At 63.0% G+C, this 17,589-nt stretch carries 29 protein-coding genes; 14 read left to right on the forward strand and 15 right to left on the reverse strand.

Annotation, left to right across the window (positions count from 1 at the left end; translation table 11 throughout):
* Positions 1-1,353: 1,353 nt before the first annotated feature.
* The 14 genes from GEV06_16550 (at position 1,354) to GEV06_16615 (ending at position 7,512) form a co-directional block, all read left to right on the forward strand.
* Positions 1,354-1,590, forward strand: coding sequence for a hypothetical protein (locus GEV06_16550; GenBank protein MPZ19508.1), 237 nt, complete (start codon positions 1,354-1,356; stop codon positions 1,588-1,590).
* Positions 1,590-2,084, forward strand: a complete 495-nt coding sequence (locus GEV06_16555) for a hypothetical protein (GenBank protein ID MPZ19509.1) — start codon at positions 1,590-1,592, stop codon at positions 2,082-2,084. The genes GEV06_16550 and GEV06_16555 overlap by 1 nt, the downstream gene beginning before the upstream one ends.
* Positions 2,085-2,175: 91 nt before the next feature.
* Positions 2,176-2,919 carry a hypothetical protein gene (locus tag GEV06_16560; GenBank protein MPZ19510.1) on the forward strand — a complete coding sequence of 248 codons (744 nt, stop codon included), beginning with the start codon at positions 2,176-2,178 and terminating at the stop codon, positions 2,917-2,919.
* The gene (locus GEV06_16565) at positions 2,916-3,260 is read left to right on the forward strand and encodes a hypothetical protein (GenBank protein MPZ19511.1); all 345 of its coding nucleotides are present in this window, start codon (positions 2,916-2,918) and stop codon (positions 3,258-3,260) included. Before GEV06_16560 ends, GEV06_16565 begins: the two co-directional genes overlap by 4 nt.
* 16 nt (positions 3,261-3,276) lie before the next feature.
* Positions 3,277-3,456 carry a hypothetical protein gene (locus GEV06_16570; GenBank protein ID MPZ19512.1) on the forward strand — a complete coding sequence of 60 codons (180 nt, stop codon included), beginning with the start codon at positions 3,277-3,279 and terminating at the stop codon, positions 3,454-3,456.
* The gene (locus GEV06_16575) at positions 3,453-3,701 is read left to right on the forward strand and encodes a hypothetical protein (GenBank protein MPZ19513.1); all 249 of its coding nucleotides are present in this window, start codon (positions 3,453-3,455) and stop codon (positions 3,699-3,701) included. The genes GEV06_16570 and GEV06_16575 overlap by 4 nt, the downstream gene beginning before the upstream one ends.
* Positions 3,698-3,940 carry a hypothetical protein gene (locus GEV06_16580; GenBank protein MPZ19514.1) on the forward strand — a complete coding sequence of 81 codons (243 nt, stop codon included), beginning with the start codon at positions 3,698-3,700 and terminating at the stop codon, positions 3,938-3,940. Before GEV06_16575 ends, GEV06_16580 begins: the two co-directional genes overlap by 4 nt.
* A complete protein-coding gene (locus GEV06_16585; GenBank protein MPZ19515.1) occupies positions 3,937-4,128 on the forward strand; it encodes a hypothetical protein in 192 nt (63 codons plus the stop codon). Before GEV06_16580 ends, GEV06_16585 begins: the two co-directional genes overlap by 4 nt.
* Complete coding sequence (locus GEV06_16590) at positions 4,125-4,532, forward strand: hypothetical protein (protein MPZ19516.1); 408 nt, start codon at positions 4,125-4,127, stop codon at positions 4,530-4,532. The genes GEV06_16585 and GEV06_16590 overlap by 4 nt, the downstream gene beginning before the upstream one ends.
* The gene (locus GEV06_16595; GenBank protein ID MPZ19517.1) at positions 4,529-4,849 is read left to right on the forward strand and encodes a hypothetical protein; all 321 of its coding nucleotides are present in this window, start codon (positions 4,529-4,531) and stop codon (positions 4,847-4,849) included. The genes GEV06_16590 and GEV06_16595 overlap by 4 nt, the downstream gene beginning before the upstream one ends.
* The gene (locus GEV06_16600; protein MPZ19518.1) at positions 4,846-5,301 is read left to right on the forward strand and encodes a hypothetical protein; all 456 of its coding nucleotides are present in this window, start codon (positions 4,846-4,848) and stop codon (positions 5,299-5,301) included. Before GEV06_16595 ends, GEV06_16600 begins: the two co-directional genes overlap by 4 nt.
* Positions 5,302-5,760: 459 nt before the next feature.
* Positions 5,761-6,306, forward strand: a complete 546-nt coding sequence (locus GEV06_16605; GenBank protein MPZ19519.1) for a helix-turn-helix domain-containing protein — start codon at positions 5,761-5,763, stop codon at positions 6,304-6,306.
* Positions 6,287-6,637: a MerR family transcriptional regulator gene (locus GEV06_16610; GenBank protein MPZ19520.1), complete on the forward strand. Its 351-nt coding sequence runs from the start codon at positions 6,287-6,289 to the stop codon at positions 6,635-6,637. Before GEV06_16605 ends, GEV06_16610 begins: the two co-directional genes overlap by 20 nt.
* Positions 6,439-7,512, forward strand: coding sequence for a tyrosine-type recombinase/integrase (locus GEV06_16615; GenBank protein MPZ19521.1), 1,074 nt, complete (start codon positions 6,439-6,441; stop codon positions 7,510-7,512). Before GEV06_16610 ends, GEV06_16615 begins: the two co-directional genes overlap by 199 nt.
* 710 nt (positions 7,513-8,222) lie before the next feature.
* Here GEV06_16615 and GEV06_16620 read toward each other — a convergent pair.
* The 15 genes from GEV06_16620 to GEV06_16690 all read right to left on the reverse strand — a co-directional run bounded on the left by GEV06_16620 (position 8,223) and on the right by GEV06_16690 (position 17,379).
* Positions 8,223-8,483: a hypothetical protein gene (locus GEV06_16620; GenBank protein ID MPZ19522.1), complete on the reverse strand. Its 261-nt coding sequence runs from the start codon at positions 8,481-8,483 to the stop codon at positions 8,223-8,225.
* 139 nt (positions 8,484-8,622) lie between these two features.
* A complete protein-coding gene (locus GEV06_16625; GenBank protein ID MPZ19523.1) occupies positions 8,623-8,964 on the reverse strand; it encodes a hypothetical protein in 342 nt (113 codons plus the stop codon).
* A gap of 3 nt (positions 8,965-8,967) precedes the next feature.
* The gene (locus tag GEV06_16630) at positions 8,968-10,989 is read right to left on the reverse strand and encodes an XRE family transcriptional regulator (GenBank protein ID MPZ19524.1); all 2,022 of its coding nucleotides are present in this window, start codon (positions 10,987-10,989) and stop codon (positions 8,968-8,970) included.
* Between the two features lie 6 nt (positions 10,990-10,995).
* The gene (locus GEV06_16635; GenBank protein ID MPZ19525.1) at positions 10,996-11,631 is read right to left on the reverse strand and encodes a hypothetical protein; all 636 of its coding nucleotides are present in this window, start codon (positions 11,629-11,631) and stop codon (positions 10,996-10,998) included.
* Between the two features lie 2 nt (positions 11,632-11,633).
* Positions 11,634-12,200, reverse strand: a complete 567-nt coding sequence (locus GEV06_16640) for a deoxynucleotide monophosphate kinase (GenBank protein MPZ19526.1) — start codon at positions 12,198-12,200, stop codon at positions 11,634-11,636.
* The gene (locus tag GEV06_16645) at positions 12,197-12,451 is read right to left on the reverse strand and encodes a hypothetical protein (GenBank protein ID MPZ19527.1); all 255 of its coding nucleotides are present in this window, start codon (positions 12,449-12,451) and stop codon (positions 12,197-12,199) included. The genes GEV06_16640 and GEV06_16645 overlap by 4 nt, the downstream gene beginning before the upstream one ends.
* A complete protein-coding gene (locus GEV06_16650) occupies positions 12,448-12,846 on the reverse strand; it encodes a hypothetical protein (GenBank protein MPZ19528.1) in 399 nt (132 codons plus the stop codon). The genes GEV06_16645 and GEV06_16650 overlap by 4 nt, the downstream gene beginning before the upstream one ends.
* Entirely contained in the window at positions 12,843-13,100 is a 258-nt protein-coding gene (locus GEV06_16655) for a DUF2312 domain-containing protein (GenBank protein MPZ19529.1), read from the reverse strand. The genes GEV06_16650 and GEV06_16655 overlap by 4 nt, the downstream gene beginning before the upstream one ends.
* Complete coding sequence (locus GEV06_16660; protein MPZ19530.1) at positions 13,097-13,396, reverse strand: hypothetical protein; 300 nt, start codon at positions 13,394-13,396, stop codon at positions 13,097-13,099. Before GEV06_16660 ends, GEV06_16655 begins: the two co-directional genes overlap by 4 nt.
* 196 nt (positions 13,397-13,592) lie before the next feature.
* The gene (locus GEV06_16665; GenBank protein ID MPZ19531.1) at positions 13,593-14,183 is read right to left on the reverse strand and encodes a DUF2815 family protein; all 591 of its coding nucleotides are present in this window, start codon (positions 14,181-14,183) and stop codon (positions 13,593-13,595) included.
* A 247-nt stretch (positions 14,184-14,430) separates the two neighbouring features.
* Positions 14,431-15,588, reverse strand: a complete 1,158-nt coding sequence (locus GEV06_16670) for a DUF2800 domain-containing protein (protein ID MPZ19532.1) — start codon at positions 15,586-15,588, stop codon at positions 14,431-14,433.
* Positions 15,589-15,715: 127 nt separating this feature from the next.
* On the reverse strand, positions 15,716-16,198 hold the full coding sequence (locus tag GEV06_16675; protein MPZ19533.1) for a hypothetical protein: 483 nt from the start codon (positions 16,196-16,198) through the stop codon (positions 15,716-15,718).
* Between the two features lie 356 nt (positions 16,199-16,554).
* Positions 16,555-16,815: a hypothetical protein gene (locus tag GEV06_16680; protein ID MPZ19534.1), complete on the reverse strand. Its 261-nt coding sequence runs from the start codon at positions 16,813-16,815 to the stop codon at positions 16,555-16,557.
* A 4-nt stretch (positions 16,816-16,819) separates the two neighbouring features.
* Positions 16,820-17,140: a hypothetical protein gene (locus GEV06_16685; protein ID MPZ19535.1), complete on the reverse strand. Its 321-nt coding sequence runs from the start codon at positions 17,138-17,140 to the stop codon at positions 16,820-16,822.
* Complete coding sequence (locus GEV06_16690; protein ID MPZ19536.1) at positions 17,125-17,379, reverse strand: hypothetical protein; 255 nt, start codon at positions 17,377-17,379, stop codon at positions 17,125-17,127. The genes GEV06_16685 and GEV06_16690 overlap by 16 nt, the downstream gene beginning before the upstream one ends.
* Positions 17,380-17,589: the final 210 nt, after the last annotated feature.

A 17,589-nucleotide genomic window follows, 5' to 3' on the forward strand; every position in this document is an offset into this window, starting at 1 on the left:
AACGGGACGTTCTGAACGGGACGCTCACCCGGCTGAACGATTTCATCGGCGGCCTCCAGTTGCCTGACCCCGGCGTCCAGCAGCGGCTTGCCGCGTACCGCGACTACTACCGGGGCGAATATGTGCCGCGGTTCCGGGAGGGCGCTTCCCGCGAAGTCGGTCGCTATGACCAAACGGGCTACAGCAAAAGGTTCGTCGCCGACGAAGATGTACCTAAAGAGTTCTTCCAGCCGAACAACGTCAGCGGGGCGCGACAGTTCAACCGCCTCTACGGCGAGAACCCGGAGGCGCGGCGGTTGATGACCGACTACGCGCTGGACGATTTGCGGCAGAAGGCGATCGACCCGGCAACCGGCCAGATAAAGAGGGGCGCGGTGGATGCGTGGTTGAACCGCAACAGCCGCGTGGTCAACGAGATGCCGTGGATCCGCGACGCCGTTTCCGCCCGAGACCCATCCGCGCTTTACGAGCGGCTCGGCAGCCTCAACAGCCGTCGGACGGCCGTAGCGGACAGCACGGTCAGCAAAATGCTCGGCAGCGAGCCCGGCGTGGCGATCGACAAGGCCATGAAGGACTGGCGCGCGGCGCGAGCTCTGAAAAATTCAGTACGGGGCAATCCGGAAAACGAGGCGGCGTTGACCCGCGCGGTGTGGACGCGCGTGCTCGGCGAGGAAGGCAAGGATGCGCTGTTCAATGTCGACAAGATCGAGCAGGCGTTGAAGACCAATGCCCGGTCGCTCGACATCCTGCTTACGCCGAAGCACCGCGGCGACATCCAAACAATCATCGACGCCACTCGCACGCAAGCCCGTGTGCCGCGCCCGGCGGGAGCGGTGCCGGCGCCGCAGGGCTTCTCGGATAAGTTCTCCGAACAGGTCGGGATGCGGCCGGAGACCATCGCGACAACCGTCACGACGCTCTCGCGCGGCCGGTCAAACCCGGTCTACGAAATCCCCCGTATCGTGCTCAATTGGTACAAGAACCTGACTTCGCGCGAGGCCGAAGCCGCGTGGCGGGCTGCGCTCTACGATCCGAAAGCCGCGGAGAACATGGCGACGGTATCGAAAATCGGGCGGGCGACGAAGATGCAGGCCGAACGGATGCAGAGCTATATGGCGCTGGTGCCCGTCTCAGCGGTGCAGCCGGATAGCGGAGCGCCAGGAGAGCCAACGCAGGAAGGCTACAACCCCCGCGATGGTAAGTAGGCCGACCGTGCCCCACAGGATGGCGTAGGCCAGAAACAGGAGTATCGGGCCGCCGAAGTTCACGAGCAGCCACAAGATGAACAGGTCAACCGGGATGGCAATGAGCCAGAACATGGACGCTAGCCTACCACACGTAACGGAGAAGTAAATGGCTATCTACTCGACCAACCCGGCCGCCAAGTTCGTGCCGGTCACCAAGGCCAACAGCGACCTGCCGGGCGGCACTTGCCGCGCACTGCTGGTGGGAACCGCCGGCACCGCCAACCTGATGGACGCGAGCGGCGCGATCCGAACGGATGTTCCGCTCCAGGCCGGCTACAACCCGCTGGCCTGCCAGCAGGTCCGCACCGGCGGCGACGCCGACGACATCTGGGCGCTCTACTGATGCTCGGGCTGGGCTTAGGGTTCACCAGTGTCCCGGGTGTGCTGCCGCAGGGGGGCGGCGCAGAGCCCTACACGGAAAGCACGTCTGATCCGAACCTCGCCAATCAAACGACCAGCACCGCGACGATTTTTGCGAGAGCCTTCGCCGTCGACAACGGAGCGACCATCAACTCCATCGGGCTGTATCAGACGAATGCGCGTGAGACGACGATCAAGATCGCAATTAGGAACAGCCCCGGGAACTACGACGTCGTGGTGTCGGAGGCTTTCAGCCATCCGGGCGGCGGATGGGTGGATCACACACTCGCTGCGCCGTACGTGGTGCCCGGCACCGGAGAGTTCCATCCAGGCGCATTCATCACCGGTACGACCGACCGAATAAGCGGTCAGGCAAGGGCCTTCGCCACAGGAGACCTCACCGGCGAGGACCTTACGCTAAGCGAAACAGCCGGCCCAGGTTACGCATTGCGCGTGACGGGGACCGAACCAGCCTGAAAGAATCAGATGCAGCACGAATTCGCTTGACTGCCATGTCGGAAGATGAGACAAGCGTGGACAACCTGCTGCCTACACGTGGAGTCCGCCCGTGAAAGCCAATTTTGGAACCTGCCTGGCGGAAGTTCTCCGGCATGAGGGGGGATATGCCAATCACCCCCGCGACCCTGGCGGGGAGACGATGTACGGCATCACAATCGCCGTCGCTCGCGCCAACGGCTACGCCGGGCCGATGCGTGACATCCCGATGAGCGTGGTGCACCGCGTATACAAAACCCGCTACTGGGACGCGGTTCGCGGCGACAATCTGGCGTCCGGCGTCGACTACGCGGCGTTCGATTTCGCGGTCAACTCCGGTGTGATGCGGGCCAGAACCTATCTAGCGAAAGCCATCGGCGGGTCGGACGCAGAAACCATCGCCCGGCTGTGCGACGCCCGGTTGGCGTTTCTCAAGCGCATCCGGACATGGCCCACGTTCGGCAAGGGGTGGAGCCGGCGCGTCGTGGAAGTGCGGGCCAAGGCGCTCGCCATGGTTAAGGAGACGCCCGAACCCGTCCCTGAAGAATTGCCGCCCGAAATTCCTCCGTACATGCCACCCGACGTGGAGCCGATCGAAGCACCAGTCGAGCACGGCGTGTGGGGCTGGATGAAGCGCCGCTGGAAGGGCGCAAGCGGCGTCGGCGGGTTCAGCATTTTCGCGTTTCTGACCGACCCGTGGGTTTGGGCGGTGCTGATCGGAGGGGCGATCGTGGTGGCGCTGATCGCCCTCGCGATCGCGTTGTTTCTTTTCGGTCGTCAGCGCGTTGCTGCATGGATACGAGGGAAGATCGGATGATTAGTCTTATCCCCTGGTGGGTCAAAGCCGCCGCGGTCGGCGCGCTCGTGCTGGTGGTCTACGGCGCCGGGTGGAAGACCCGTGACGCATTCTGCGACGCCGCCGCGGCGAAAACCGCTTTGGCCGCCGAGCAGCAAATTGCGGCAGACCTCCGCCGACAACTGACGACATACCAGCAAGCCGCGGCTGACGACAACCTGCGTGCGTTGGAAGACCAGCAAGAGATCAACAAGCTCAAGGAAGCATCCGATGAAGTCGAAACTCGCATCGTTGACGGTGCTTGCCTTACTGGCGCTGACACTGGTGAACTGCGCGCCGTCTGGCCCGAAGCCGAACGCTGAGATTCGGCTGCCGGCCGTGCCGGCTGACGTGCAGACCTGCTTCAGCCAGTACGTCAAAGCGCCAAAGGGGCCGTTGAGCAAGCGCGCGGTCGTGCGGCTGATCGCCGAGCTCAAGCGGTCCGAAGTCGCCAAGTCGCGCTGCGGCCGTCGGCTGATCGGCTTCTACAACAGCATCGCGAAGGGATTGGCGCAGTGATCGAGCCCTTGCGCAAAACCTACTCCAAGACTCGTCCGTACGCCGTGGATCGCTACGACGAGGACGACGGCTCGATCACCTACGAGATTTGGGATCACCGCCCCGACAGCTATCGGCGTGTATGTCGCGTCAGCGAGGACCCGGTAGACGACGCCGAGTATTCACCTGATCGCGGTCAAGCGAAACGCGACGCGGAACTGATCGCGCGAGCTCTCAACGCGTTGCTTGAGAGTTCGGAGCAATGACCGACACCCCTGAACCCGTCAACACGTCGTGGCGCATCGCCTTTGCGTGGGCGGCGCTCGCGTTCAACGGCGCGATGGTTTGGTGGTTGCTGCTCTACGGCAAGGCCGACAACTCGCTGCACGCCAGCGCGCTCTCGTGGGCATTCATGATCTCCGGCGGCGTGCTCGCCGGCGTCGGCTTCGGGGCGATTTCCAATCTCATTCCGAGTGTCTTCGGAAAAGGGGAGACGAAAGCATGACGCACGCAACGCTGAAACAACTTCGCGAGTTGACGGCGCTTCAAGCAGAGGACGAAGCCCTTTGGGCTCCCGCGGTGCACATCGATACGGCGTACACCCAGCAAGCTCTCCGTTATCTCACGCGGGCGATCGAGGGTGAGTGGACGTTCGAGCAGGCGAAGGACGCCATCACCGGGATAGCGCCATGACCATCGCCCGCACGCTGTTCCTGTGGTGGTGCGTCTTCGTCTTCTGGGTGGGGTGGCAGACCGGCACCGCACTCTCTGCCGAACAGGAGCCAACCGTCGGCCACGGGCTGTTGTGCGACACCATCCCCCAGGTCGAGCGGTTCGTCGAGCTCTCGCAAGAGATGGGCGCCAACCCGGTCACCACCGTGGCGACGATCAACCAGGAAGAAGAAAACCCCACCGCGTGCGCGTTCGCCGCCGTGACGTTCCTGCCGATCGGCGTCGTCAAGCACATCAACTACGACCACAAAGCCTACCTGGTGATCGCCGTCACGGTCACGGGGTTCGCCGGCCCGCAAGGCGTCCAGCCGACTCCGCCGATGGAGCAATTCACCGTGGTTCAGATTGAGGAGATGGGAGCATGAAGGACATCGAGGTTGGAGACGTGGTGCACGTAAAAGGCGTCGCTGCGTATCAATCAGTAGGTGGAGTGGGGAACCACACAGCGGGAGTGTGGCTCATCGAATTTGGATATGGCTCACGGGCCGCTGCCCCCCTTTCCGACATCGTCCACGTCGAGCCCCGCCCGCTACAGGTCGGTGATCGGGTGCGGTGGTGTAAAACGAGTACGCCCGTATTCGACCTGCGAGCCATCGTTGACGGTAGTATCGCGGTGGTCCGTAGCGAAATCGGCGCTTACCACGCGATGCACTGTATCGACAGCTTGGAGCGCGTCGAATGATGCGCTTCGACGATTTCTTCTTCGGCGGGATAATCGCCGCAACTGCGCTGGCCCTTGTGGTTCTCATCGCTGTTGCCTCGGAGCTGGCGGCGCAAGAGCGCCAAGGCATCCCGGACATCTCGCTCTACTACGAGAGCCTGCGCCAGCCCGACAACCCGTACGCCTCCTGCTGCGGCGAGGGCGACGCCTACTACGCCGACAAGGTCGAGCAGTGCACCGTGCTTGATGGCCCCGACTGCGCGCTGGTGGCCATCGTCACGGACGAGCGGCCCAACACGGTCGTGCTGCCGCACCGGACGATCACGCGCGCCCACATCCCGGCCGGCACCCGAATCCCGATCCCACGGAACAAGCTGCGGCGTATGCCGAGCGAGAACCCGACCGACCACAACGTGGTGTTCGTGGGTGGTGGGATGTTCGTCCTGTGCTGGGAACCGGTGGGGGGCGTGTGATGTGGACACTGGTGCTGACTATTTTTCTCATGTCCGGTCCTAAACTGGAACTAACAGTGCATCAGTTTCCAACTCTGGAAGCGTGCACCACGGCTGAAACCAGCTTCACATTGGTCGACCCAGAAATCAGGTGGATCGAGCATGGCTGCCGCCCGACGAGGAGGCGGCCATGAAAGTCCGCACCTGCCACAAATGCCCATACACCGCCGGTGACCTAGGCTCGTACTATGATTCCGGCGCGGCCGACCATTGCTGCCTGGTGTGTGATCTGAAGCCCCCGAAGGCACCCAAGTACCCTGTAGACCAGCGGAAACCGATTCGCTTACAGTTGTCTACAAATTAAATAGTTCCGTTGCCGTTCTGTACTCTTGGCGTCGTCACAGGTGCGTGATACGTAGCCCCGTGTAGGATAATGCTGTTCCACCATGAGCCGCTATTTCCTACAGATAACGGGAGACCATGATGACCAGGAAACGCAAAAAGCCACCCAAGACCCGCGCGAGGAAGGCCGCGCGGACCCCGGAGGTAAAACCCTCCGACAGCAACCGGCACGTAGGCGTGCCGCGCACTCCAGCCTACCAGAATCCCCCGCCGGGGCTCGTGGCACCACCCCCGTGGGCGCCCATAGAGGCAATCCGGCAGGACTTCGCATCTCACCTGCAAGCGCACATGCTCCGCAAAGGCTGGAACCAGAGTGAACTGGCCCGCCAGGCGGGGCTGCACATGCCATCTGGCAAAATGGGCCGTGATGTCGTTTCTGGGTACTTGCGCGGCCGCAACCTACCGGGGCCGCCGCATCGGAAAGCCATTTGCGCGGCCTTAGGGATCAGTTCGGAAGACCTGGGCCACACCATACTGCCGACCGCCACGGGTGCCAACGCTCCTCCCTTGCTCGTTACGAGCGCGGGCGATGGGTATTCGTGGGTGCGGATCAACATGACGCTGCCAGCCGACGTAGGGCTCCGTATCCAACAGTTGGTAGAAAATGCCCGGCCCAAGAACTAGCCACGTTGCTGCGCGGCTTGGGGTGTCGCCCCGCACCGTGCAGCGGCACGTCAAGGAGGGCCTGCTGACCCCGGCGTTCAGAACCGCGGGCGGCCAGGCGAGGTTCACGAGTGAACAAGTAGAGCAACTGTCATGCCACGCAAACTCCGGGAAGTCGCCTACTGCGACAAGATCGACGACGTCTACTACGTCTTCTGGTACGACAAGGAGACGCGACGCACGAAGCGCAAGTCGCTGGATGCAAGAGACCTTGATGTGGCAGAGGATCGTTTCGCGGAATGGCTCACACACGGGCGGGCGTTCCGAGAGAAGCGGATCGGGCTCACGGTGACGCAGGCGCTCGACGACTACTGGCGCGAGCACGTCGCCGTGAAGGTGGTCGACAAGGACCGGGCGGAAGACGCCATCACACATCTGAAGGAGTGGTTCGGTGATAATCAATTGGCCGAGGTGGACATACCGGCAAGCCGCGCGTACGCGGGCGCCCGCCGGTCTGGTAAGGTGGGCGGAGGTGAACGGCGATCCATACGTCAGGGGTCCGATTCCACTATCCGCCGAGAGCTCGTCGTACTTGGAGCGGCTGCTCGCCATGCCCTCCGTTGGAAGCGCATCACGGCGAACGACCTCCCGCAGATCGAGCTCCCGGCCGAGACGCGCTCGGAAGCGTTAGCGGACGACAAGTACCTGACGCGCGAGGAATACCGTTGGGCTGTCTCCCAGGCCGACGGCCGGCTGCACGACTTCATGGTGCTGGCCTACGAGACCGCGAGCCGGCGTACCGCCATAGAGACGCTGACCCGCTTCCAGATCGATCTGCAGAACAACCGGATCAACCTCCGGAACCCCAACGAGACCGACGGCCAGCGGCGATCGACGAAGCGCCGGGTCGTCGTGCCGCTCACCACAGCAGCTCGGGCGGTGATAGAACCTCGGCTGCTGACGCTGGGGCCCGGGGAAACGTATCTGTTCGGCGATCCGGCGCCCGATCTGTATTGGCCTTTCAGGAGCCACATGGAAGCCATCGGGCTCGGGCACAAGCGGAACCCCCATATCCTTCGCCACTCCCGCGCTACACACCTGCTGCAAGCCGGCGTGTCGCTCTGGGACGTGGCGAAGCTCTTGGGCGATACAGTCGCTACGGTGGAGCGGGTGTACGGCCACTTCAGCCCCGGCTTCATGGCGGGGACGTTGGAGGAGAAGGGATGAGCAATGTGCCGTCGCAAAACCACCCTAATCGATTGGGAATGGGAAACGTTTCGCTATGGCGGGGCGCCTGTGTCCACTGCGGAGCGCGTACTCCCGCAGAATGATTACTGGAAAGAACTATCAAAAGCGAAGCGCACACGTTGGCGAAAACCCATATACTCCGGCGGGCCGCGAGAGATTTGGATGAGAAAACTGGCTAAGTGGGACAGGTCCAGGGGCCGCGCGTGAATGTCCAGGGCGCAAGCCTAAAGACGCGCGGGCCTCCTTGGGTAATTTACCCCCTGGATCATCACGTTTCAGCCCCGACTTCATGGCGGGGACATTGGAGGAGAAGGGATGAGCAGGATCGACGAAGTGTGGAAACGGGTATCCGACCTCGCCGGGGTCGACGAGAACGGCAGCATTTTGCCCCCGCCACCTGATTTCAAGATAGATCGATCCCCGGTCTCGTGGTGGCGTAACGCCCAACGTAGCGCCCAAGATGCCGGTTCGTTCACGGGTCCGGCACCTGTCTCAGTATCCGAGCCAACTGATCCCTAACCCAAATTTCTAGCGCGCCCTACGGGACTCGGACCCGCGTTTCCGCCTGTTTAGGGCTCCGTAGTCTTTTGTAGACCTACATGCCTACATTGATCCTGTTGCGTTTTCGGCGATGTAGGTCTGCAAATGCCGACAAAATGTCTACGCGGACGGGGCGTTACGCTCAGGGTTTACACATCAGTCAGGGGGCGAAATTTCGTGCCGTCCGGCATTTTAACCTCACAACGCGTCGCCAAAATATCCGATAGAATGGCATCCCACACAGAAGCCAATTCTGGCGATCTCTCCAGTATAATTTGCCGGATTTCACGCCGTATGCGCTTCTTAGATTGCCCCGTGGTCCAGCGGACCCGTGTTTCCGCGTGCAGCCACTCGGCGAAAGGCCGCGCGTCCACGATCTTTTGAACTTCTTCGGCGGTCAGCTTGCTCATCACCATATACTCCAAATCAGCCCCACATTCGCAGCCGCGTAACCGCCGAACACCACCGCCATCCCGGGCCGCTCGGCATAGAACTCGGACACCGCGACCCCGACGTAGATCAGCGTGACGACCGCTATGAGGGGGGTGCTCATTGACCGTGCCCCCACGTCTGGAGGCTTTGCCTCAACGCGCCCACGTCGGAATACTCACCCACGCCGCGCACAAGCGCCCAAGACACCTCGACGCGGAGCCATTTCCGGTGGGTGCTGAACACAACAAAGTCATGGCCAAAGAGCCGTCGACGTGTTCCGGCCTTCGGTGCAAACCACTCGACGCTATGCATCTGCGCGCCAAAACCGCCGAACCAGCGGTAGAAGCGCCCGCCTCGATAGGCTGGCCCGCCATCATGCAGCCAGTAGAACGCGTCGTCAAAAAACGGCGATGCCATACCGCAGCCGTTGCCGAACAATTTCCAATCAAGCCAGAACATCGCTCATCCCTTCCTGTACCGGACGCCAGCCCACGCCTCGGCGGCGATCGGGAACCCTTCGGCCCAATCCGGCACGACCGACATCAAATGGCGGAAATCAACGACGCTGCCGGAACCCTCCGGCCGCTCGGACACCACCTCGTCGTGAACAGAAAGAACGACCGGATAGCCCTCGGCCTCGACCCGCACCATCGCCTCGGCCATCACGTCGCGGGCGATCGCCTGGACGGCGTTCTCCGTCAAAGAGCCCCCGTACGTCGAAATCCGGCCCCACTTGGGGGTGTCGCTCGGATCCCCGGTGCGGCGCTTCTGGTTGAACGGCGTCAGCACCGACTTGAAGGTGAGCGCCTGCTTGCGCGAGCCCCACGGGGTATCGACCCACTCGACCCGCGGGTAGGGGTAGCAGAGACAGCGGCCACTCGGCAGCCGCATGAACAAGAAGCTGCCCGCCACCTTGAAGGCGAGCCGGCCGCATGGGATCGTTTCCCCTGGAGTGCTGACCGCCCGGATCGCCGCTTCGTCGATATCGTACCAGAACTGCTTCGTGCGGGGGTGCTTCTCTCGCCAGGCGGCCTTGATCGCCTCGGCTTCCTCGTCGGTGACCTTGACCCCGTAGGTATGCGCCATCGTCTGGAAGGCGCCGACGCCGCCCTGAAAGCCCAGCGCGAGCTCCGCGACTTTGCCGTACGGTTGCCGCTCCTCTTTCGTCACATCCTCCGGGGGCTTCCCCAGAATCCCACCGGCGGTCTTCTCGTAGATGCCGGGGCCAAGCCCTGCGTCATACAGTCGGTACGCTTCTAATTTCCATTCTTCACCCGTAAGCCAATCACGACCGCGGCCCTCGATCGCCGAGAAGTCCGCGACGTACAAAACGTGCCCCGGCGCGGCCCGCACAGTGGAGCGAACCAGGTCTCCCACCACAGACAGCGGTGGCCCGAACAGCCACTCCACGGCATCCGTATGGCCTCCCAGGACTAGCTGAATCGCCTGCTCGGTAAGTGCCTCATTCGTAACGATTTCTGGCCGCTTCAAATTCTGCGGCTGGAACCGGCGCCCCGCCCAGCGGCCAGTCGACGCGGCGTGGAACTGCAGCATCCCCCGGGCGCGGCCATCGCGCGAGCGACCGGCGAGCAGCGCCTTGATCTTGGTGACCGACGCCTTGCCGGCCTCCTGGCGGAGCTCCAGCACGCGGCGCGCGTCGTCGGGGATAACCTTGCATAAGATCGCGGCGAGTTCATCCTTACGAATGGTTTCGGTCTCGATACCGCGCTTGGCGCAGAACGCCGCGATCTCCTGCACGTTCGAGCACGCGCCCACCTCGCCGCCGGAGACTTCGCGCACCTCGGCGTTCAGCCCGTCAGTCGTTTGCCCGACAATCTTCAGGGCTGCTTGGCAAAGCGCCTCGTCGACGTGGACCCCGCGGTCGTTGATTTCCTGATCGAGATGCCACAAGGACTGCTCGGACGGCCGGAGCGGCAAGAGGCGCTTATGGATAGCCCGCTCGGTCTCCACGTCCTGGCGGCGGTATAGGCGAAGCCGCTGTTTGCGGTCTTCGTCGTCCCACCAGATCAGGTTGCCGCCGGCGTCTCGGCCGCGCGGCTTGGCCATGCGCATCATCAGCGCGCGGCCTTTCATATCCTTCTGGATGTCGAGACCCAGCGCCGCCGCCAAGTCGCCCAGTGCGCCAGGCAGCGCCATCGCGTAGGCGGCCGCCATCGTGCAGCGCCATTGTTCAACCGGAACCTCCGGCCAGCCGTAGCGCCGGGTCTTGATGTACTTCCAGACTGCGCGTTCAAACGCCGCGTTATGGGCGCAGACCAACCCGCCGGATCGGACATGGTCGACGATCTCGGGCGGGCAGAACAGATCTTCAGCTTCCCAGTCCTGCACGGGGTCATCGCCGAAGGCGTACGACATGCCCCACACGTCGGTGGTCTCATCCTCCGCATAGACGTGAACGCCGGTCTTCCGCAGGTCGACGGCGCTGTGGGTTTCATCGTCGATGTGGAGAATGGAGAGAGCCACGGGCGGTCAGCCCTCTCCCGGTTGGGACTTCAGGGCGCGGGCTTCTACCCATTCGGCGAACAGAACAAAAGTATTCCGGCCATCCGAGTGCGGCCCATAATGGCCGGCATACTCGCGAGCCTTGTCAGCGATGATCTTACGTTCTTCCTCCAGCACCGCATCCCTGGACGGATGCGCGGGGGAAAACGTATCCATAATTACAGTCTCGGCGCTGAACGTTTCTGCGAAGGGCTTCTTTGGCTCGCCAAGCTCTCCGGTCTTTGCCGGGGCGGGGGTGGGTTGAGTCACGCGACGCGCGAAATCTTGTTTCGCTGGTGACCAGTCTTTGACCTTTTCTGCGGCCTCTGCCGCGCGGTCGAATAGTTTAGCGTTGTCCTCACTGCCGAGCTTACGCATGACTATCGCTGCCGTTACAAGGCTCATGCCTGCGCAGGCGACGCTCTCTCGCAACATCTCCCGTTCCGCCCGCTCATCCCTCAGATCAGTCGAGAGCACGCGCTTGGCTTCTTGCTCTTCGGCGAGGGCTGCGGTGAGGCGGGTGAGTTCGGCGGCGGCTTCGCGCATGCACTTCCCTAAAGGCTCGCCAGAACGCGCATCGCAGTCTGCAAGGGATAATAGCCGCTTCACCAGTTCATCCGTCATTGTCATTGCCTCCTCGGAGCAAAAGGATTCGCGATATCAGCGCCGAGCCGCAGCGTGTCTGCGTAAGCCACCACGTCGCGTATGAACTCGGAAACCGACCCCGCGTTGTACAGCGTCGCATCCGCCAGGAAGTCCTGCCGCTCACTGGCGTGGCCCACCGCCCCCGCCGAGTCGCCCCGAACCACCCGCACCACCGCGCCGCCGAGCTCGCGAATCGCGTTCGCTTCATTCTGAAACCGCACGTCGTCGCAAACCAACATACGGTATGGATAGTCTTGCACAGCACGCTTAAACGCCCGGATCCAGATGTCGTCACCAATCATCTGCCGGCCCCACTCAGTGCCGATCGTCTGCATGGCGTAACGGGGCGTCTTGCCGCACAGCAGATCGCACGGCTCCTCCTTCAGGCTGCCGTCCACCTCCTGCTCGGAGAGCCCCAGGCACGCCATCATGGCCTTCAGCGGGCCGGCGAACCGAACCCGCGTGAAGCCGCGGTTATAGAGCGCCCGCGCGGCCGTGCTCTTGCCGGCGCCGATGCGGCCGGTGAATCCAATCAAGATACGCTTCACTTCACCCACCTCTTGTGAACCAACATAGCGGCCAGCGCGCCTGCGCCTGAACCCAAACCGATCACCAGCACCAGCGGCCACGCCCATCCGTTGCGCGCGATGTTGGCGATCACGAACACTTCCGCCCCCGCCATCGCGAGCGAGGTCGGCGCCACCCAACCGTAGTTGTCGAAGGCCACGTTCCGTTGCTGGAACGCCTTCAGAAAGATGAAGCCGAAGCTGGCCGCGAAGACGAGGGCGTAGGAGATCATCGACCGCGCGTGCCCGCTACGTCGGGCCACCCCGCGCTATCGCACCCCCGATCTCCATTTCGTGCCGCCTCAGCGACCTCAGCTTCGGCGTTGGCAACTGCGACTGTTTCGCGAAACCGGTGCAGATTGTCCACGTCGACCACTTGCCGCAACACGTCGACGAATTGCATCAGGTTCTTCGACTTGCTCCCGCACCAGAACGTGATAGCCGAGCGGTCATCGTCGCGCGGCGGAACGAAATGGAGATCGGGATGCGATTTGAGATACACCCTCAAACCGTAGTTGGTCATCGGAAGACCAGTGCGGCTGCTGACGTAGTCGGCGGTCACGATTTCGGCGTGGGGGCGCGGCGTCGTCGCGTCAGCCAGTTCCTCGGTGTAAATGTTGATCCTCACAGCAGCCAATCCATTCCGAGCGCATCCAGGTACGTCTCCAAGATCGCCTGGTGCTCCTTCAGCTTCTCGCGGTCCTGCTTACGCAGTGCCACGACGCGGCGAAGCGCCTTGGTGTCGAAGCCGTTGCCCTTGACTTCTTGGTAGACTTCGCGGATGTCGTCCGCGGCTGCCTTCTTTTCCTCCTCCAGCCGTTCGACACGCTCGACGAACGCCTTGATCTGCTCTTTGCTGTTGTGGCCTGCGGTTTCGGTCATGGCAGTTGCTCCGTGACGCGGTTGATCGCCAGGTTCATGGAAGTGGTGGACGCCTGGAGGCGCACCGCCGCGTCGGCGATCCTGTCGAACTCGCCCGACGACAGTTGATCCTTGCTGGACGACAGCGCGGATGGTTGTACTGACGGGCCAACCAACTGCGCCCCTAAAGACTCAAGACGCGCGCATACCTGCTCGACGTTGGTGACGGCGCGGTACAGTTCGTCGAACGGGGACGGCTTCTTGTTGGCGGCGACTTGCGCCGACCCACCTTGAAGGGTCACATTATTGATGTTCACGCTACTTTCTCCTTTGGTGGATAGCCGTCCGGCCCGATGTTTGACCGCACAGACCATATGGGAAACTCTGGCGAGCCGAGGTTCAGAACCTTGGGCTTGCAGCCCGCATAGCCTCGGGCTCGCCAGTACGCGATGATCCGCTGAACGAGCCCGTAGGACTCACCCGCGCTTCCGACGTAGTCGGGTACGTGGTCCATCAATCACCGAAGATCGAATCAGCCGTCGCGCCGGCGTCGCCACCCGCAACCTCGACCGGCGAGAACTCGTCTTCGGCTTTGGCGCGACCGCCGCCGATCCGCTCGTCGTGCTCGAGCAGCTGCACGTTCGAGAGGCCGAACGACACGCCGCGGCCGTTCGCGGGGTGATCCCAGCAGTACGCACGCACGCTGAGGCGCGCCCACCGGCCGGGGTAGACCTCCTCCTCGTCGGTGCAGGGATCGCAGTTAGCAAAAATGATACCCGGCCGCTGCTTGCTGGACGACCGAATCATGATGGGAAACGCTTTGGCGAGCTCCTCGTCTTCCATCTTCTCGGCCGACTTCAGGAACGGCTTCTTTTTCACCTTCGCGCCGGCGCCCCATTTCTCGGTGACGACCTTGTCGACCACCGCGACCGCGAGCTTCAGATCGACACCGGGGGGCAACAGGATCGTGGCGCCGTACATCGCCTTCTCGGCGGGTTCGCCCTTCATGGCGCGAGCCACGAACAGGTTCGGGTAGGAGAGCCGGCCTTTCGGCAGCAAGAGCGTGCCGGCTTTGGTTTCAACGCAGGTATTGAAGTCAACCATTGTCTACAGTTTCCTCAGTTTCCGACGCGTTCGACAGGATTGTCACGGCAGGTCGGGCTCGCCGGAGAAGTCGGTCACGGCCAGGAGGGGATAGCCTCCCACCTTTCCTCGCCAGATTCTAAGCAGCGCCACCGGCGCTCCAGCACGCCATCGTCCTTGGTTAGATTCCACCGCAACTCGAAATCTGCCTGCCAAGTTTGCGGCGGTTCCGCGTTGCCGAGAAAGTATTCGTCTTGGTCCCCAGGTGTCATGTTCCAAACTCCACACTTGCATCGGCCTTCGCAGCCGGCCTCGGATCGTCGACCGGCGCCAGCGCGGTGCCGCTCGGCGTCTTGTCGATCAGGGGCTTCAAAGCTGCAGCGGCCTTCTTGCCAACCAGCGAATCGGCCTTGGCGGGCGACACCAGCTTGCGCTCGAATATCTCGTCGTCGCCAAGGTCGAAGCCCAGCTTCAGGGCTTGCGCGGCTTTGCCCTCATCAGCCCATCGGCGATTCGCGCGCTTGTAAACGAGCTTCCAACCTTCCGGCGTGCGGCCGTCGTTGGCCTCCTGGTGGGCGAACTCGCGAATGCGGCGGCAGCGCGCTTCCACCAAGTCGAGCCCGTGCAGTATCTCGCCGACATCGGCGGGCGTGAGCTTCGCGACCTCGGCCGGGTCGTCGAACTCCGCGCGAGCGATCTCCATCGACTTGTCGCGCAACGCCGGACAGATGGCGGCCGCGGGGCAGAAGCGGCAGTGATCGCCGGCGACGAGCGGAGCGTTCGGGTCGGCGGTGCGCCCGGCGGCTTCCCGGAACTCCTGCTCGAACGCGGCCAGCACCTTGGGCGTCGTAGCCCACATGCGCACCGGGCCATCTTTATGCGGCGCCCGCGGCTGCACCACGTGGCACGTCACGAACTCGACGCGGCGATTGTGGTAGCGTTTCGCCGCACCGGACACGTAGCTTAGGAGCTGCGGATTGTCCTTCGGATCGACCGCGACGCCACGGCCGTGTTTGTATTCGAAAAGGTGCAGGTCGCCGTCTTTGAAGGCGATCGCGTCACCGGTGCCGAACTGGCCGGGCGAGAGGTGGCCCAGATCGAGCCGCTGTTCGACTTGGATCTCGTAGCCAAGCGATTCGTAGTGGCGCACCCGGTCGAGGAAGACCTGGACGGCTTCGCCCATCTCTTGGTCGACGGTGAACTCGACGCCGTCGCGGACGGTGATGGTGTCATTTGCGTACTGGTCCGCGTCGGCATTATTCGTGAGACATCGTTCCGCCAACATATGCGCCGCAGTCCCTTCGTCGGCGTAGACGCTGGACTTGTCCACGATGCCGGCCGAGAGTCGGATCGAGCCAGGGCACGCGAACCAGCGATGCGCGGCGGACGGCGAGAGCTTGGCGTGGGCGCGGGTGGAGTGGGTCATGCGACAACCAGGCAAACGCCCAGCAGGGCCAGCGCCGCGGCCAGTATGAGACAGAGGCGCAACATGCGATTGTTCTCCTCCGCCTCCATGCACCGGCCGAACCAGTAATCCGAGCTCTCTTTGAACATCACGCGGTCGCCTTCACGCGGTCGATCTCGACGTGCGCCGCCTTGATGACCGCGGCGTATTTCTCAGCCGGCACGTCCTTCAGCTTCGCGGTGCCGCCTTTGTCCTTCAGCAGGTCGATCGCGGTGGTCTCGTCAGCGTGCTTGATGAGTTCCATCAAGGCGGTACGCACGTCACCGATCTCGGGGGCCTTCTCGGCGGTCGCGTCGATCGTCGGCGCTTCCTTCTTCGGCCGGCCGCGCGTCTTCTTGTCGGGCTCGGGCGGGATGACTTCGCCTTCTTTCGGCTGTTCGGCTTCTTGCATGGCGGCGAGCGTTTCTGCGTTAGGCGTTTCGGCCTTCGGCTCGCTCGTGTCGGCAGGCTGGTCGTTGGCCGGCGCAGCGGGTATCGGCGCCTGCTGCACACTCCGCAGCATCACCAGGAAACCACCGAGGTTCTTCAGGAACTCGGCCGTGTCGTTGCCAGTCACTTCAAGTCGGATCACAGGTAGACTCCTCTTTGTAGGTTGGTGCTTGTCTCAGTTTTCGACATGCGGCGCAACAGGCTTCACCGCATCGTGAAGACGTTCGATATGGTAGCGAGCGCCCCTGCCACCTGGCGCTGCAGTCACGCGCAACCCACGAGGCGCCAAGCGGCTGTTCAGGTTGTTCACCTGGACCCACACGATACGATCGGCTCTATCGGGACCGCCGCTCGGGTCGTCGGCGTAGAGAACATCCTGAAGTTCAACACACGTCCGCGGGCGCTTCAGCACCGCCTCAAAAATGAGACGCTGTTGGCGCGGTAGCCAATAGGATAGATCGACTTGGCCCTTGCCCGCGCAGAGGGGGCAGCATTCCCCTAACATGAGCGCACCGGCAGAAAGGCCGGGTCAGGTGACACGAGCGCCGAGCGAATCTGCCCTTTGCACGCGACCAAATCTTTCAAACCTTTCGGCAAGCGACCGGCCGGCCACTCTCGCGCAGCGCGCCACGGATCGTTACGGTACCGGCGCCACAGGTACTGCACGACGCGCTTGCCGTTGCGCTGCTGCACCGTGACGCGCACGTGCCACACACAACCGTCGACGAGCACGTTGGGCGATCGGTAAAGCAGAGGCATCTTCCTATCCACCCATCAACCAGGTTCGCAGTTCCACATTCGCCTCCGGCTCAGCCGCCACCCGCCGCGACGCCTGCACCACCCATTCGGAGATCACGGCTTGCGCCATGGCCTCGGCCTCGGGGCGGGTGAGCGATCGAAACGGCCGCGACAGGTTCAGCCCCTTCAGGTAGCCGGCCAGCGCCTTGGCGCAGGCTCGGCGAATCTCTGTGTCACGTACGTCGTCCGGGCTAAGCGGCCGCGGCTCTGGTAGGGGCTTCTTGCGCCGGCGTGGCGGTTCGGCCTCGTCGAGGGAGAACCAGTCGGGGGTCAGTCCTTCGGCCAAACCGCCACCCACTGTTGCCCGGGCAACGGCACGCGCTTAAGCGCCTCCACGTAGGCGCGGCCGCGTGCCGTGACCTCGTAGCCGGAAGGAGAATCGTCCACTCGGAGCAACCCGGATCGGATAAGATCGCCCCGTTGGCCCACCACCGCGGGCGAGAACGCGTGCGCCGGGTCGCGCTCAGCGTACGGTGCCGCAATCGCAAAGTAGTGCAGCATCATTTGAATCTGCAACGGCGTCATCTGTCGTTCTCCTATCGTCTCAGTTTCCTACAAATTCGCCTCGTCTCGGGCTATTTTCAACTCAGCCTGTAGCCGGTCGATTTCATCAGCAGCGTCAAGAATGAGTTCAGCGAGATCGACGGCGCCCCTTGCCGCCGACCTGAGATCGTCGTCTCGATATCCGGAAAGGCATTTCCCAAGGTGCTTGCCGGCCACCAGTAATCGTTCGCT

Origin of the sequence: Luteitalea sp. (genome assembly GCA_009377605.1) — a bacterium.
GTDB lineage: Bacteria > Acidobacteriota > Vicinamibacteria > Vicinamibacterales > Vicinamibacteraceae > WHTT01.